General features: G+C 28.4%; 16 protein-coding genes, 7 tRNA genes, 1 rRNA gene, 1 pseudogene and 1 other annotated feature. Of the genes and pseudogenes, 9 read left to right on the top strand and 16 right to left on the bottom strand.

The window, feature by feature from the left end:
• Positions 1-457 precede the first annotated feature (457 nt).
• A complete protein-coding gene (locus IO99_RS18560) occupies positions 458-853 on the bottom strand; it encodes a helix-turn-helix domain-containing protein (protein ID WP_198028606.1) in 396 nt (131 codons plus the stop codon).
• Between the two features lie 133 nt (positions 854-986).
• On the opposite strand from IO99_RS18560, the gene IO99_RS17220 reads away from it, so the two are divergent.
• The 9 genes from IO99_RS17220 (at position 987) to IO99_RS17180 (ending at position 6463) form a co-directional block, all read left to right on the top strand.
• Positions 987-1187: a helix-turn-helix domain-containing protein gene (locus IO99_RS17220; protein WP_035135651.1), complete on the top strand. Its 201-nt coding sequence runs from the start codon at positions 987-989 to the stop codon at positions 1185-1187.
• 120 nt (positions 1188-1307) lie between these two features.
• Positions 1308-1475: a hypothetical protein gene (locus IO99_RS19375; protein ID WP_198028605.1), complete on the top strand. Its 168-nt coding sequence runs from the start codon at positions 1308-1310 to the stop codon at positions 1473-1475.
• 3 nt (positions 1476-1478) lie between these two features.
• Entirely contained in the window at positions 1479-1778 is a 300-nt protein-coding gene (locus IO99_RS17210) for a helix-turn-helix domain-containing protein (RefSeq protein WP_035135649.1), read from the top strand.
• An 11-nt stretch (positions 1779-1789) separates the two neighbouring features.
• Positions 1790-1972, top strand: coding sequence for a hypothetical protein (locus IO99_RS17205; protein ID WP_035135647.1), 183 nt, complete (start codon positions 1790-1792; stop codon positions 1970-1972).
• Positions 1973-2096: 124 nt separating this feature from the next.
• Entirely contained in the window at positions 2097-4241 is a 2145-nt protein-coding gene (locus tag IO99_RS18555) for a VapE domain-containing protein (RefSeq protein WP_051824283.1), read from the top strand.
• 15 nt (positions 4242-4256) lie between these two features.
• A complete protein-coding gene (locus tag IO99_RS17195) occupies positions 4257-4454 on the top strand; it encodes a hypothetical protein (RefSeq protein ID WP_035135646.1) in 198 nt (65 codons plus the stop codon).
• 182 nt (positions 4455-4636) lie between these two features.
• Entirely contained in the window at positions 4637-5053 is a 417-nt protein-coding gene (locus IO99_RS17190) for a hypothetical protein (protein WP_035135644.1), read from the top strand.
• Entirely contained in the window at positions 5043-5297 is a 255-nt protein-coding gene (locus IO99_RS17185; RefSeq protein ID WP_035135642.1) for a hypothetical protein, read from the top strand. The genes IO99_RS17190 and IO99_RS17185 overlap by 11 nt, the downstream gene beginning before the upstream one ends.
• Positions 5297-6463, top strand: a complete 1167-nt coding sequence (locus tag IO99_RS17180; protein ID WP_035135640.1) for a site-specific integrase — start codon at positions 5297-5299, stop codon at positions 6461-6463. The genes IO99_RS17185 and IO99_RS17180 overlap by 1 nt, the downstream gene beginning before the upstream one ends.
• Before the next feature lie 83 nt (positions 6464-6546).
• Here IO99_RS17180 and IO99_RS17175 read toward each other — a convergent pair.
• The 15 genes and pseudogenes from IO99_RS17175 to rrf form a co-directional block, all read right to left on the bottom strand.
• Positions 6547-6621, bottom strand: a tRNA-Arg gene (locus IO99_RS17175).
• 136 nt (positions 6622-6757) lie between these two features.
• A tRNA-Ser gene (locus tag IO99_RS17170) sits at positions 6758-6848 on the bottom strand.
• A 14-nt stretch (positions 6849-6862) separates the two neighbouring features.
• A tRNA-Ser gene (locus IO99_RS17165) sits at positions 6863-6953 on the bottom strand.
• A gap of 61 nt (positions 6954-7014) precedes the next feature.
• Positions 7015-7105: transfer RNA gene (locus tag IO99_RS17160), tRNA-Ser, on the bottom strand.
• Positions 7106-7117: 12 nt separating this feature from the next.
• Positions 7118-7208: transfer RNA gene (locus IO99_RS17155), tRNA-Ser, on the bottom strand.
• A gap of 85 nt (positions 7209-7293) precedes the next feature.
• On the bottom strand, positions 7294-8574 hold the full coding sequence (gene serS / locus IO99_RS17150; protein ID WP_035135638.1) for a serine--tRNA ligase: 1281 nt from the start codon (positions 8572-8574) through the stop codon (positions 7294-7296).
• Between the two features lie 65 nt (positions 8575-8639).
• Positions 8640-8842: a binding site (T-box leader), on the bottom strand.
• A gap of 61 nt (positions 8843-8903) precedes the next feature.
• Positions 8904-9137: a DUF1667 domain-containing protein gene (locus tag IO99_RS17145; RefSeq protein WP_035135636.1), complete on the bottom strand. Its 234-nt coding sequence runs from the start codon at positions 9135-9137 to the stop codon at positions 8904-8906.
• 11 nt (positions 9138-9148) lie between these two features.
• Positions 9149-10231, bottom strand: a complete 1083-nt coding sequence (locus tag IO99_RS19705) for an FAD-dependent oxidoreductase (RefSeq protein WP_051824281.1) — start codon at positions 10229-10231, stop codon at positions 9149-9151.
• On the bottom strand, positions 10200-10541 hold the full coding sequence (locus tag IO99_RS19700; protein ID WP_051824278.1) for an FAD-dependent oxidoreductase: 342 nt from the start codon (positions 10539-10541) through the stop codon (positions 10200-10202). The genes IO99_RS19705 and IO99_RS19700 overlap by 32 nt, the downstream gene beginning before the upstream one ends.
• 113 nt (positions 10542-10654) lie before the next feature.
• Positions 10655-13379 (bottom strand): annotated as a pseudogene (locus tag IO99_RS17135) (UPF0182 family protein).
• Positions 13380-13396: 17 nt separating this feature from the next.
• The gene (locus IO99_RS17130; protein ID WP_035135634.1) at positions 13397-13915 is read right to left on the bottom strand and encodes a transcription repressor NadR; all 519 of its coding nucleotides are present in this window, start codon (positions 13913-13915) and stop codon (positions 13397-13399) included.
• A gap of 118 nt (positions 13916-14033) precedes the next feature.
• The gene (locus IO99_RS17125) at positions 14034-14537 is read right to left on the bottom strand and encodes an HDIG domain-containing metalloprotein (protein ID WP_035135632.1); all 504 of its coding nucleotides are present in this window, start codon (positions 14535-14537) and stop codon (positions 14034-14036) included.
• A gap of 132 nt (positions 14538-14669) precedes the next feature.
• Positions 14670-14745: transfer RNA gene (locus IO99_RS17120), tRNA-Ala, on the bottom strand.
• Positions 14746-14750: 5 nt separating this feature from the next.
• Positions 14751-14827, bottom strand: a tRNA-Ile gene (locus IO99_RS17115).
• A gap of 5 nt (positions 14828-14832) precedes the next feature.
• Positions 14833-14950 (bottom strand): 5S ribosomal RNA (rrf, locus tag IO99_RS17110).
• Between the last annotated feature and the right edge of the window lie 82 nt (positions 14951-15032).

Below are 15032 nucleotides of genomic sequence, written 5' to 3'. Positions count from 1 at the left end.
AATTAAATAGTACATAGATATTATATAGTATATATACGTATATAGAAAAAATTTTTAACACCACTGTAACACCCTCTGTAACCCTTGATATATAAATGCCTTAGTACTTTTATAGACTGTAACAAAGTAGTGTAACATTCCTTGAATCTAAGGTCATTTAATAAATTCCTTGCATAAATACATATAAATATATTTTTTTTCGTTCTTATCTCTTAATCATTAAAATCAATGCTACACATTTACACTTTGTCGCATATTTGTCGAAAACTTTTTTCCATAAAAAAAGACCTCTGCAGCAGCAAAGGATCTATTTATATTCATAGGTATCTTCAGTCTAATACTTTGGCAGCGAAGAAGTTCGCCACGAAAAATATTGTTTCCTGCAAACGCACGAAAGAACTTTTTTCAACTTGTCCATCTAATTGATTCTGTTGTGCGACCAACCCTGGTCTCAAATTTATTTCTTCATTTCTATTTTTATAGGAAAATCATTTCTACTGTTAAGTTCCTGGATTAATTGATCTATTGAAGCTTTCTTTAAATAATCTATTATTTTAATTTCTTCATCATGTTCTTTTTCTTGTATTCTTTCAACATCTCTTTTTAGCTTTTCAAGATCCATAGTAGCATCAAATATATCCCAGATTGGAGTATCCGGATCTAAATCTTCTATTTCAACATCTAAAGCTTTAGCTATTTTAATTTTAACTTCTAGTGATGGATTATTTTTTTGACCTAATTCTAATTGTTGTATATATGACGTTGAAAGTCCAGTATCATTTGCTAATTGCTTTTGAGAAATCTTCTTATTTATTCTAGCTTCTTTTATATTTTTTCCTAACAAATTAATCACAACCTTCCATTTTATTCTTCAATTATACTACAAGTTTACTAATTTGCACACACTATAGTGTTGACACATTCTTAAGTAGGTGCTATTATATTGATACACACTGTAGAATGTATCAAGGGGGTGAATTATTAAATTGCAATTAATATTAAAACAAATTAGAGAACGCGAAAATAAAACTCAAAAGCAATTGAGTGAAGATAGTGGCATATCTGTAAGTTATATTCAAAAACTTGAAACTGGAGATAAGAAAAGGCCTTCTTATGAAATTGTTTTAAAACTCGCTGCAGCTCTTAATAGTTCAGTAGAAGAATTATTTTTATCTAGTGAAGATTAATCATTTTAAAACCACTAAAAATGGTCATATCGAGAATTTAAGCACATTAAAATGACATTACATAGTAAAGACACAACCAGAGTATCAGAGGCTCTTAAAACCATTATAAGGAGTGATTAAATGTTAAGAATTGAATTACCTAAAGACATGCAGAAGGTTGAAAAGCAGATTAAGGCTTTGAAATATCAAATATCCAGGGACATAAGTCCAAAGGATAAAAATATACATGAAGCAGCTCTTGAGGAGTTAATAGAGCATAGAGAAAAATTGTTGAATAAGGAGGATTAGGTTATGGAAGAAAGAAAGCCAGTTCTTACAACTAATGAATTTGCCAATAAAATAAATAAACCTGTATCGACTGTTCAAAGTATGATAAGAAAACATGAAATTCAAGCTAATAAAATTGGTAAAACATATTTAATACCAATATCTGAACTTGATAAAATCACGGGTGTTGTACCAACTGATGAATTATCAAAACTACGCTTGGAAAATGAAAGACTAAAAAACAAATTAGAAAACTACAAAAGACAATACTCAACAGTTAAGCAACTTATGCAAACAATGGAAGGCGTTATAAATATATTATAGGGGGGGTTAAGATGTCTAAAAGTTTGTTAGGAAGATTTAAAGAAATTTATGAGAATGGAACTGATTATCATGTTTGTTGGTCCGAATTAGACAAAGGTGGCAATCTTACTGTTGGTATAGCAGATAAGGAAAATATAGAACGGTTTTGGCTACACGTTGTTGAGCGTGAAAATGGTGAAATTGAATGGTATTAGGAGGTGTGTCTAATGAGTCTTAAATTACTAAAAAAATATATGGAGCTATGTCAAATGTTAAATAAGCAGCCATCATTTGAGGGCCTTAGATATTTTAGACTAGCTTTTAAGTAGGTGATATTTATTGATTACGAAAGAAGAAATTAACTTAAAAGATTTAATTGAAAATGAATCTAGTAAAAAATTTGATAGAAATAATAAAATGTGTTGTCCATTTCATGGGGAAAAAACACCTTCATTCACCATTAAAAAATATGACGATAAATATAGATATTATTGTTTTGGTTGTGGTAGACATGGTGATGCTATTGATTTTATCAAAGAATATAAAAATATTAATTATAATGCAGCATGTGAATATCTTAATATTGAACCTAGTGAAGATTATTCTAAAAAAGTGGCTTTAATAGAAAAAGTGGAAAAAGCAATTCATAAAATTAGCTTTAAAGATGTTATGGGAAATCCATTAAATTATGTATGTTTATATATGTTTGTTGATAAATTCAATGATCCATTATATTTTAAAGCCAAGTTCAAAGACATTAACAATAAAAGCACTAATAGATACTTCTCCATCAATAATAATAAAGTTATGTGTAACCGTGGAACCGATGAAGTTCCATATAATCTATACAAACTATTAGAAGGAATTAAAAAAGATAAATATATAATTATCCTTGAAGGTGAAAAAGATGTTGATACGCTTTCCTATATGGGATATATAGCTACATCACTTAAAGATGTTACTAAATTTGATTATAGTATATTTCAAGATTGTAAAATATATATTGTTCCGGATACTGGTCAAGCTGGAGAAAAGTATAAAGATGATATTTACTATAAGATTAAAGATTATGTAAAAGAGTTTAATGTAATTTATCCCGAAGGATTAAAAGATTTAGGTGATAACAAAGATATTACTGATTGGTTTCAAAGTGGTAAAACAATAGATGATTTTAAAGCAGCTCTTAAAGATAAATGGGATTATAAGAAAAACAAGAATTTCAAATATGTAAATTCTAATGGATCTCCATTAGTTATATGGGAAAACTTCCAACGAATATGTGAACTTAATAATATAACCATAAAATACAATGAGCTTTCAAAAAAGATTGAGTTTAATAGTCGTATATTTAAAATTGTCAACGATGAAGCGTGTTTTGAAGATTTATATTCATTATGTATTGTTAGTAATTTCAAAGTAAGCAAACAAAATTTGAGAGGTTTTGTATTTAGATTATCACAAGAAAATTCTTATAATCCAGCAAAAGATTATTTTGAAGCTTGTTATAAAAATTGGGATCATAAAGAAGGTAGAATTTTAGAGTTATCAAATACAATAATTTCATCTAAAGATTATGACGATAAACTTAAATATATGTTATTAAAAAGATGGCTCATAGGTACTGCAAATATAGCTTTTAATGATGGCGCTAAAAATATGAATGGTGTCCTAGTAATACAAGGTGGTCAAGGTATAGGTAAAACTAGATGGATTAAAACTTTATTACCTAATTCAAACTGGATTGATACTGATAAATATATAAATCCTAAAAAAGTTGACGATGTAGTTGATGTTACATCTGCCTTAATTGTCGAATTGGGAGAATTAAAAACTAGCTTAACTAGAGATAAAGTTGATACATTAAAAATGTTCTTTACTAGATGTAATGATAGGTATAGACGTCCATATGCAATTAAACTTGAGGAATATCCAAGAGTAACATCCTTTTATGCCACTGTTAATAATAGTGAATTTCTAGAAGATGATACTGGTAATAGACGTTACTGGTGTATTAGAGTAGAGAAAATGATTGTAGATCATAATGTTGATATTAATCAATTATGGGGTGAGGTAATGTATCTATTAAGATATAAGAAAGAACCTCATTGGCTTTCAAAAGATGAAGAGCAACAACTATATACTTCAAATTCAGAGTTTGAGGTTAAAACTGATGCTGATACTAAAATAATGGATATGCTTGATTGGTCATTCCCTAAAGAAAAATGGGTTTATACCACATTTAGTGAAATTTGTAGTTATTTAGGTTTAAAAAGTAATTCTAGTACTCGAAATTCACTAAAAAAATTAGGTGCAATTCCACCACCTAAAGATGCATTTAGAGTAAATGGAATTTTAAAACGTTGGTGGAAGGTTCCTCCATTGTCAGGTGTAGTATCACTAGAATATACTCACCCAATAAATGAAGTTCAAGCCCATGAACCAATATACAAAGGTGTACAAGTATGTAATTCAATAAAATTATAAAGGAGGAATAAACATATGGATAGTATTATAGAGCAATTAAGTGATATCTCAAATACCAATGAAGAAATTGAAGATGTGAGGAATGAATTAATTGAGTTTAAGGAGAACTTAATCGATTCTTTAGAAGCACTGGATCCACTCAATGGTATTGATGATGTTATGGAAGACATAGACCTATTAATACAAAAAATAAATGGTCATATTGATTGGTAAATTAATATAAAAATAACCTTACAAATTCTAGGGATACGAGGATTGTGTCTAGAATTTAGAAGGTTATTTAGAAATAATCTGCCAAGATTAAAAAGTTTTTAACACTAACTGAATTAAGTTAGCAACTATAATATTATTATACCACTTAAAGCTAGTAATATCAATGATTTAGGAGTGATTAAATGAATATAGTTGAAGAATATAAACTTAATAAAACTAGACTTAAAATATTTAAAAATAATATAGAACTTTATAAAAATAACTACTTAAATTTAGACGAAGATAAATGCATTAAAATGATTAATAATTTAAATTTAGAAATTAATACCTTAACTGAATTTAATACAAAATTTATTAATGCACATGGTCTATTAAATGAGTATGAAAAGTTCTTTATAGAAGAAAGATATTTTAAAAATAAGTTGTTAAAAGAAATAACCAATTTCTACTTAGAAAATCAAGATCTAATTCACACTATTTCACCCAATATAAAACACCATGTTGGACTCAAATCATTAAAGACAATTGAAGGTTATTTAATTGCATTTAATAAAAAAATACTCTCAAAATTAGAAGGAAGTGTTAAGAATGAACTCTAGAATAATAAGTATACAAGTGATAAAAGAAGATAATGAACCGACTTTACAAACTATTAGAGATATTGATGATTTACCAGTATTGGATAATATACCATTAACAACAGGCTTTGGTGTGTATAAAGCAAATGAATTTTTACGTTCACTAAATACTGGATTAGCAATTAAATTTGAAAACTATTATCAATATAATGAATTAATTAAAAATGTAAATAAGATTTTAGAAACTATACGGGAGGATCTATAATGGCAAGTTACAAACAAATATCGAAATATAACTGGAAAGTAGATATACCCTTAGGGTATGAAAATGGAAAAAGGAAAAGAGTAATTAAACAAGGCTTTAGAACCAAAGGAGAAGCTGAAAAATTTGTTACTGAAACTTTAAATAAAAAAAATAAAGGGTATATAGCACCTGGGGAAAATAATATATTATTTAAAGATTTTATAGATAAGTGGTTTTATGAATATAAGATCTTTAACATAAGTATTAACACTAAAAATGATTATATATCAAGAATAAATGCTCATATCGTTCCTATGCTTGGTGATTATAAACTTAGTGATATATCCATTGTAACAATTCAAGACTTCTACAATAAACTTATAAGTGAAAAGGGAATGAAGCCTGTATCAGCTAAAAAAGTTTATGATATTGTTAACAGTTGCTTGAAATATGCTAAAAAATTAAAACTTATATACGAATTACCTACAGATATAGAAAAACAAAGAGTAGAAAAGCCAACTATTAAATTTTGGACACAAGCCGAAGTCGATTTTTTCTTATCTATGATAAAGGGTACCTACTTATATACACCTATTTTTATAGATATACTAACTGGATTACGTATTGGGGAACTTTGTGGCCTTAGATGGTGTGATGTTGATTTTGAAAATGGCTATATAGAAGTTAATTGTCAAGCTATTCAAGATAAAGTTAATAAATTATTACTTCTATCACCAGTTTTAAAGACCTCTACAAGCCATAGAAAGATAAGCATACCTAATATATTAGTTGAATACTTAAAGGCTCTTAAAGAGAGTAGAGGAGCTTCCAAAACTGATTTTATAGTATTAAGTAGAGAAGGGTTTATGTGTAAGCCTAGGAATTTATCAATGAATTTTACTAAAACTATAGCTAAATATAAAAACTCCATTGAAGATATGAAAAAAGAAACTGGTAATGTTCCCAAAGACTATATGCAGCTTAAACAAATATCTTTCCATGGTCTTCGTCATACTCATGCTACACTACTAATATTCAATGGTGAAAATGTAAAAGTTGTTAGTGACCGCCTTGGACATAGAGATATAAGCATAACATTAAATACTTATACTCATATAATGGATGATATGAAGAATAATACTGCTAAATTGTTAGATAACATTTTTAATGATGAAAAATCTGAATAAAACTTTTAGTCACCTTTTAGTCATCTTTTGAGTATAAAAAAATGACTTAACCATTGAGATTAAGCCATTTTCATCATTCAATATGGCAGGGTGTGTAGGAATCGAACCCGCAATATACGGTCCGTAGCCGTATGTTATATCCATTTAACTAACACCCCAAAAGGTTATTTAAATAACTATTACATAATAACATAGAATCCTCACGATTTCAATAATTATTTTTTGATTTTATTACACCTTATTGAGTCGAAAAAATAAATCGAATTCTTAAGAATCCGATTTTTAAATATATCTTGGCGGAGAAAGAGGGATTTGAACCCTCGCGACGGTTACCCGACCTACGCCCTTAGCAGGGGCGCCTCTTCAACCACTTGAGTATTTCTCCAAAAAATAAAAAAATGGCGGAGAGATAGGGATTCGAACCCTAGGTACGCTCACACGTACGCCGGTTTTCAAGACCGGTGCCTTAAACCAACTCGACCATCTCTCCGTAGAATTATTAAAATCATACTCTGATTTTACTTATTTAATTTTCATAGGTTATTTTTAAATGGCGGAGAAAGAGGGATTTGAACCCTCGCGACGGTTACCCGACCTACGCCCTTAGCAGGGGCGCCTCTTCAGCCACTTGAGTATTTCTCCAATTTAAAAATATGGCGGAGAGATAGGGATTCGAACCCTAGGTACGCTCACACGTACGCCGGTTTTCAAGACCGGTGCCTTAAACCAACTCGACCATCTCTCCATTTCCTACAAGGGTTATTCTATCAAGAAATAGCCCTTGTGTCAATATTTTTTTGAAAAACTTTTATATAAATTCTAAATTTTTTTTATCTAGTTATCTTTTCACACCCCATATATGTTCTTAATACCTCTGGTACTGTAACACTACCATCTTCATTTTGATAATTCTCAAGAACTGCAGCTAAAGCTCTTCCTATAGCAACCCCTGAACCATTTACTGTATGAACAAATTTAGGTTTAGCTTTTGGATCATCTTTATATTTTATATTAGCACGTCTTGCTTGGAAATCTTCAAAGTTGCTACAGCTTGATATTTCTACATACTTATTATAACTTGGCATCCAAACCTCAATATCATATTTTAAAGCAGCAGTAAACCCTAAATCTCCTCTGCATATTTTTACAATCCTATATGGAAGTCCTAATCCTTGTAACACACTTTCTGCATCTTGAACTAATTTATTAAGTTCATTATATGATTCTTCTTCTTTTGTAAATTTAACCAATTCTACTTTATTAAATTGGTGCTGCCTAATTAATCCTCTAGTATCTCTTCCAGCAGATCCAGCTTCTGACCTAAAGCATGCACTATATGCTGCATATTTTATCGGAAGTTTATCTCCTTCAAGGATTTCATCTCTGTAAATATTAGTTACAGGTACTTCTGCTGTAGGTATTAAAAAATAATCTGTATCACTAACTTTAAAAGCATCTTCTTCAAACTTAGGTAACTGACCTGTTCCAGTCATACTATTTCTATTTACCATATATGGAGGAAGTATTTCATCATATCCATTTCTACCAGTATGAGTATCTAAAAAATAATTTATTAATGCTCTCTCTAATCTTGCTCCAAGTCCCTTATAAACAGTAAATCTAGACCCTGTAATTTTTCCAGCTCTTTCAAAATCCAATAAATTATTTTCTGTACCTATAGTCCAGTGTTCTTTAGGATTAAAATCAAACTTTCTTATCTCTCCCCATTTTTTAATTTCAACATTATCCTCATCATCACTACCATTTGGAACTGAATCATGAGGTATATTAGGTATCCTCATCATTATATATTCTATTCTTTGATCTATTTCATTTAAGTCCAAATCATAATTTTTTATTGTATCTGAAAGTTGTTTCATTTCCTTCATAGTTTCTGATACATCTATACCTTGTTTTTTTAACTTAGGAACTTCTGCAGAAGTTTTATTTCTTTTATTTTTTAATTCTTCTACTTCTATTAATATATTACGTCTCTTTTGGTCAAGCTCTACAACTTCATCTATAAGCGATAAATCAAAACTCTCTCCTCTATTTTCCATTTTAACTTTAATTTCATCTGGATTATTTCTTATTTTCTTTAAGTCTATCATTGTTATTCCTCCTACCCTTTTCTTATAAATATATTTTGATATAAATAAAAAGCCTTCCACCCCACCTAAGGGACGAAAGACTCCGTGTTACCACCCTAATTGAATAAAATTAATTATTCCACTCGCAAATTTAACGACAAACTTAATGCCGTACTGCTCATCACAGTCCCTCAGAGGCGGATTCGTAATAATATATATATCAGTTTACACCAAACACTGACTCTCTTACATATATAATTAGTACTACTATTCTCTTCAACGGTTTATAATTTATTTCATTAAATATATGTCTATATTATTCCCTAACATATTTTTTGTCAATATTAATATTAATTTTTGTAGGCATATTTAGTACATACTATATCTACACCTGTATTAAGTATATTCTTACATATAACATCTCCTTCTGATGTCTGTGGTCCTACATATATTCTACTTAGACACTTAGAGCATTCAAGCCATAAACTTTTATCTATAGGTTCGCTACTCTTTACTGAAACTACCCTACGCTCTGCAGATCCTTTTACTCTCACTATAGTTGTTAATATATCCTTATCCTTCACTTTTTATTACCTCACATTTCATCAAATTCTTTTATTCTTGATAATAAAATGGTTGAATCCTTTGAATTATTAACCACTTCTGTAACTCTTTTATCCATTTCTCTTGCCAAAATTTCAATTATTTTATCCTTGCAGTAACACCCATCACAACTTCCAAATCCCGCTCCAGTTCTCCTTTTTACCCCGGTTACTGTTCTAGCTCCTAAAGGTCTTCTAATAGAGTCTACAATCTCACCTTCGCTAACTTTTTCACACTGACATATAATACGTCCATACTTACTGTCTAATTTAATAATTTTATTTCTTTCTTCATTTGATAGATTTTTAAATCTAAAATATTCCCTTCTCTTATCATTAAAATCCTTTTTAAATTTACAATTTAACTTTTCAACTACTATTTTTGATATGTTCAAAGCTAAATATGGTGTTATTGTAACCTTAGCATAATGATTAACCTTAATATTTATATACCCACTATTAATAATATCATCTTGTATAATAATAGGTTCATCAAAAAGGCGCCAATCTCTTACTACTTTTATATCATTTTCACTAATTTCTTTAGTAAGAGGTTTTATCTTTTCAATAACTTTATCATAGTGAACATTTTTATAGTTACTATAAGCCCCTATTGTTTCATTGTTAATTGTAGGTCTTATATATATTCTTTCATTTTCTCTTACATCAAAAATTATGTTAGAATATAACTTTTCATAAGGCTTATCAATAACCACATATTTCATATATTTTCCTTTATCATCTTCTTTATTATTTTCATTAACTAATTGTAGATTTTTATCTTTAGTTGTATCAATAACTATCTTACAAGTAAATTTATTTTTACTTGTTTTTATCTTGAATCCTTTATTTATACTATTTATAGATTCAACCTCTTCTTGTAATCTAAAGTTAACTCCATTATCAAAAGCAATTTCACCATAAGCTAAAGCTAAATCATATGAGCTTATTACACCTGTATTAGGTATATATATTGATTTTATTATATTTCCTTCTATATTAGGTTCATACTCCAATATTTCTTTCCCTATAAGAAGTTTTACATCATCTATTTTTTTTTGCTTTAGCTCTTTCATACATTTTATCAATACTTATAGCCTGAATTTCATTTCTTGCTATATATAAGGTTCCACACCTCTTATATGGAACTTTAAATCTTAATGCATACTCCTCCATTAATAAATTGCCTTTTCTAATAAGCTTAGATGATAATTCATCCTCACATTCTAATCCATCATATATTGTTGCTGTGTTTATAGAAGGTGTATCATTACATATGTCATAATCTTTTTCTATAACTGCAATATTAAGATTATATTTTGACAATTCATAAGCTATAGCACAACCTATAATTCCTCCACCTAATATCAATACATCATAATCCATAATTTCCTCCACCTATGCATGTTAATACTACTTTATATAAATTATTCTAGCCACTCTATCTTCCATTTTACTACGAAAGCTTTAGAGCGGCTAGTCATGTTATTTATATAAATTTATTTTGATAATTCGTCAATTAATTTTCCTATTTGATTTATATACTCACCATACTTTGCCCAGTCTCCATTTTTTTGAGATTCAATAGCATTTGTATATGCTTCTTTTAATTTTCCTAAATAATCGGAATTTAAATTTCCTTCTTGTTTATTATTTTCGATACCTTCATTATTAGAATTATTATTTCCCTCAGCCTCTAGATTAAACATCTTAGTAATAGCAGTTCCTATATCTTTTTCAAGTATTAGTTTATCTCCGTAACCAACTATGACATTTTTCATTTCAGGTATGCTATTTTCACCAGAAGCTCTCAAATAAAGAGGTTCTACATATAACAAGGAGTTTCCTATTGGTATTATTAAAACTTCTCCAAATTGAACCTGAGAACCCTTAGTATCCCAAAGTGATAATTGTTTAGATATTTCTGGATCCTGGTTTATTTTTTGTTTAAATAACATTGGGCTATATATTGTTCCTCCCGTTGGAAATTTATACAAAAACATTTTTCCATAATTATCTCCATCCATTCTAACACCAAACATACCTACCATATTATCTCTATCTTTTGTATTAAAATACTCTAAAATAACCATCTCTTCTTTATCTTCTCCAGCTAATTTAGTAGTAACATATGAAGCTTCTGATTTTACTTCATCACCTTCAATTGTAGCTACATCACTAGCTATAGACCATATATCATCCCCATTGTAGAAAACTCCAGGATCTGAAACATGGTACTTAGACAACATTTCACTCTGAATTGCAAATAAATCTTGAGGATATTTGAAGTGAGCTTTAATTTCATCTGGTAAAGTACTTAAGTCTGTAAATAGCTTAGGAAATATCTTAGCATAGGTTGCAACTATAGGATCTGTATTATCTGTTATATAAAACTTTGTTGTTCCATCATATGCATCAATTATAACTTTAACTGAATTTCTAATATAATTTATATCTCCCATAGGTTGTGAAAATGGGAACTTGTCGCTTACAGTATATGCATCTATAATCCAATAAAGCCTATCATTGTTTATAACTACATATGGGTCTTCATCATATCTTAAAAAAGGTGCAACTTTATTAACTCTTTCTACTATATTTCTATGAAGTAGAATTTTACTATCACTAGTTATATCTTGTGATAGTAAAAATTTACTATTTTGTTCTTTAATAGCAAATATAATTCTGTTTAGATAATTCATGGATATACCAGCATTACCGTCATAATTATTAGTAGCATTTTCCCCACCTATTGGATAATCAATTTCTCCAAGCTTTGTATTTACTATACTATAATCATTAGTGTTCTCACCAAAATATATCCTTGGATTCTCTAATGAAATATCCGTTTCATTTTCAATAGGTATATTGCTCATAATAAAGTCAGGTTGTCCTTCACTTGTTACCGAGTTAACCTTACTCATAACAACCCCGTATCCATGGGTATATGACAAATGTCTATTTTGCCAGGTAATAGAATTTTCATCTAACTTTTCAAAATCAATTTCTCTCGGTGCTATAAATACTTGATTATAGTTTCCATTAATATTATATCTATCAATATCTATATCGTTAAACTTGTAATAATATCTTATATATTGAAATTGATTATAAAATTCTAAAGCAGGTCGATATGCATTAACCTTAATATTTTCAACTATATCTTTATTTTGTTTTATACCTGTAGCATCTAAATCATTTTTTATTTCAAAATTATTTTCATCAATTTCATCAATGTTATAAGCCATATTAGTATACTCAATATTCTTGGATATATAAGGTTTTTCCAATGTTTTTTCATTAGAGTTAACAATAAATTGTTGAACAACTCCTGCTGCAACACTTTCCCCAATCATCAGTACAAATACTACTATTACTGAAAATATTATTGGTTTAACTTTTTTAAACAATATACTTAAGAATATTAATACAGCAAAAATAATTGAAACTATAGAAATTACTTTATAAAATTTTAAAGATACGTTTACATCTGTATAACTTGCTCCAAAAACTATACCCCTAGGAGAATATGCTAAGTTCCACCCTTTTATCATATATCCTAAAGATATAACTAACATAAGTAATGCAGCTATCACTGCAAGTTGTTTTCCTGCAAAACTTGTTATACCACTAGTCATAGATTTAAAATTTACAACCTTATCTGATCTATCAAAGTGATTATTAATCTTATCCTTAACATTTAAAATAATATAAATTATAAAAGTAGCTATTACAAGTAAAACTAATAATGAAATCATACTACTATATAAAGATTGTATTAAAGGTAACTTAAATGTAAAAAATGATATATCCTTATCAAATATAGGATCATTAACATTAAACTTTGTAGAGTTGGTAAATTCTAATATTTTGTACCAATATATACTTGCAAAACTAAAAGAAAAGAATAAAGATATAATAAAATTTATTACTAAAAAGATTTTAAACCTTTTTTTTCTCTTTAACTTTATCAATTTCTACTATCTCTTTTAACTTTCTAATATTAGGTATTAAACTTTTATAATATAATGTTATTCCAATAAATATTACTAAAAATGTAGGAACCATTAGTTTCATTATAGATAATAACTTAGTAAAATAAATAGAAATATATCCCAATTCACTGAACCATTGATAGTCTACTATTATACTTATTCCAGCAACAGTGAAAAGTAATATAATTATTATGATAGAAACTATACTCCCGATAGCTTTCTTCTTCAAAATATTCACACCCCTTTTTATAATTCTTTAATCAAAAATCCTTTTTTATTTAATTCCTCTACTATATTTGATAAAACTCTATCATTTTCACATATTATTGTATGAAGATGAACTCCATTTGTTAATGCGCTTAAAGGTTCAGCTTCATACTGCTTAAAATTACTATAAAAATTTTCAATATCCATCATATTTTTAAGCATAAGCATAGCTCTTATTTCTCCATAAAGAGGATGTTCAACTATTACATCTTCTACAATTGCACCATATTTAACAATAGTCTCAAGTTCATTTTTTACTTCTTCCCTTCCATGATTAACAGCTATAACTTTCTTTATGCTATTGATATTTTCCTTTAGAGCCATATATCCTTTTGGCGTAGATATTATATCTACCCCTTCAGCTCTTATAATAGCTATATCCTTAACTATAATTTGACGAGTAACTTCAAACATTTGTGCTAATATCTGACCTTTTACAGGTTCTTGAGATTGTATTAATAGATTCTTTATTTTTTCTCTTCTCTTTGCGCTTGTCATAATCCCCTCCATGTATAAACATATATTATTTAAATAATAGTATATCATATACCCATGTATATTATTGTATTTTTTCTTTCATTATTAAATATTTCTTTACTTATATTAATTATATGTATTAATTTCTATCATCATACTTTCGTAAAATATCTAGCCATTTATTTTGTATTTTATAATTATGATGATTTCTTATAATATTCAAAAATTCTTTATCATATCCTTTTTCTTTTAAAATTTTATAACCTTCTTCTCCATGATTATAGAATATATATATCTTAGAATTTCTATCACTATATTTTTTTATTTTTGTTTTTGTAATGTTATTTAATAAGACTAAAATAGATTTATCTATTACATTTAGAGGAGTATGAATTTTACCGACATCATGTAATATAGCTGATTTTACAATTTCTTTATGATTAAGATTATTCTTTTTAATTTCTTCTTCAGATTCATTTGTATATATATCTCTAGCTACATTAACTGAATGTTTCAAATCATAAACAGGGAGTTTATACAGTATTTTTTTTTCATTCTCATCTAAATAATTATTAATAAACTCCATATCTTTTTTAGTTATTTTTGCAAATACACAATTAATAAATTGTTTAACTCTATTCATACTAATTACACCATCTTTGCAATGAATTTTTTTTAATTACTTTACATTATTATATACTTAATTAAAACAATAATATAATAGTTAATTAAGTAATATAAATATAAAAAAAAAGCAATCTAAATAGATTGCTTTTGGTGGAGATAAAGGGATTCGAACCCTTGACCCCCTGCGTGCAAGGCAGGTGCTCTCCCAGCTGAGCTATACCCCCAAATATGGTGGACCTTCAGGGACTCGAACCCCGGACCTACCGGTTATGAGCCGGTTGCTCTAACCAACTGAGCTAAAGATCCAAATGACCTGGCAACAACCTACCCTCCCACACAGCTTCCCGTGCAGTACTATCGGCCTCTTGATGCTTAACCTTCGTGTTCGGTATGGGAACGGGTGTATCCATCAAAAGCATAATTACCAGATTTGAAAACATTGGTTAAATGTTCTCTCAAAATTACACAGTGAAATTTATTTCGTCTTTATTTAGATCAAGCCCTCGACTTA

This window comes from Clostridium sulfidigenes (assembly GCF_000732635.1).
Lineage (GTDB): Bacteria > Bacillota > Clostridia > Clostridiales > Clostridiaceae > Clostridium_J > Clostridium_J sulfidigenes.
The sequence above is the reverse complement of the archived record's forward strand: the minus strand, read 5'-3'. Positions and strand labels throughout refer to the sequence as shown.

What these genes read in the sequence shown, in the direction of transcription:
- IO99_RS19375 (WP_198028605.1), top strand. Translation starts at nt 1,308, where the DNA reads ATGTTAAGAATTGAATTACCTAAAGACATGCAGAAGGTTGAAAAGCAG.
- IO99_RS17210 (WP_035135649.1), top strand. Translation starts at nt 1,479, where the DNA reads ATGGAAGAAAGAAAGCCAGTTCTTACAACTAATGAATTTGCCAATAAA.
- IO99_RS17205 (WP_035135647.1), top strand. Translation starts at nt 1,790, where the DNA reads ATGTCTAAAAGTTTGTTAGGAAGATTTAAAGAAATTTATGAGAATGGA.
- IO99_RS17195 (WP_035135646.1), top strand. Translation starts at nt 4,257, where the DNA reads ATGGATAGTATTATAGAGCAATTAAGTGATATCTCAAATACCAATGAA.
- IO99_RS17190 (WP_035135644.1), top strand. Translation starts at nt 4,637, where the DNA reads ATGAATATAGTTGAAGAATATAAACTTAATAAAACTAGACTTAAAATA.
- IO99_RS17185 (WP_035135642.1), top strand. Translation starts at nt 5,043, where the DNA reads ATGAACTCTAGAATAATAAGTATACAAGTGATAAAAGAAGATAATGAA.
- IO99_RS17180 (WP_035135640.1), top strand. Translation starts at nt 5,297, where the DNA reads ATGGCAAGTTACAAACAAATATCGAAATATAACTGGAAAGTAGATATA.
- serS (WP_035135638.1), bottom strand. Translation starts at nt 8,574, where the DNA reads ATGATAGACTTAAAGAAAATAAGAAATAATCCAGATGAAATTAAAGTT.
- IO99_RS19705 (WP_051824281.1), bottom strand. Translation starts at nt 10,231, where the DNA reads ATGAAAGAGCTAAAGCAAAAAAAAATAGATGATGTAAAACTTCTTATA.
- IO99_RS19700 (WP_051824278.1), bottom strand. Translation starts at nt 10,541, where the DNA reads ATGGATTATGATGTATTGATATTAGGTGGAGGAATTATAGGTTGTGCT.
- IO99_RS17130 (WP_035135634.1), bottom strand. Translation starts at nt 13,915, where the DNA reads ATGACAAGCGCAAAGAGAAGAGAAAAAATAAAGAATCTATTAATACAA.
- IO99_RS17125 (WP_035135632.1), bottom strand. Translation starts at nt 14,537, where the DNA reads ATGAATAGAGTTAAACAATTTATTAATTGTGTATTTGCAAAAATAACT.